Annotated in this window: 1 pseudogene; it reads left to right on the forward strand. The window is 40.1% G+C overall.

The features are described from left to right. Positions 1–242: pseudogene (locus tag AAEY68_RS21610) on the forward strand (bifunctional NADH-specific enoyl-ACP reductase/trans-2-enoyl-CoA reductase); the annotation flags it as partial.

A 242-nucleotide genomic window follows, 5' to 3' on the forward strand; every position in this document is an offset into this window, starting at 1 on the left:
GTACCGATCCTAATACCGGTGAAGTGTTCTCATCTACGCTTAAGCCAATTGGTAATGCAGTTACAACTAAAAATCTGAATACCTCAAAGCGTGAAATTGATGAAATAACCGTTGAAGCGGCAAACCAAGATGATATCGACAATACTATTAAAGTAATGGGCGGTGAAGATTGGGAAATGTGGATTGATGCACTAAAACAAGCCGATGTGCTAGCCGATAACTTCAAAACCACTGCTTATACC

Source organism: Pseudoalteromonas sp. RB2-MNA-CIBAN-0110, assembly GCF_040309305.1.
GTDB lineage: Bacteria > Pseudomonadota > Gammaproteobacteria > Enterobacterales > Alteromonadaceae > Pseudoalteromonas > Pseudoalteromonas arctica.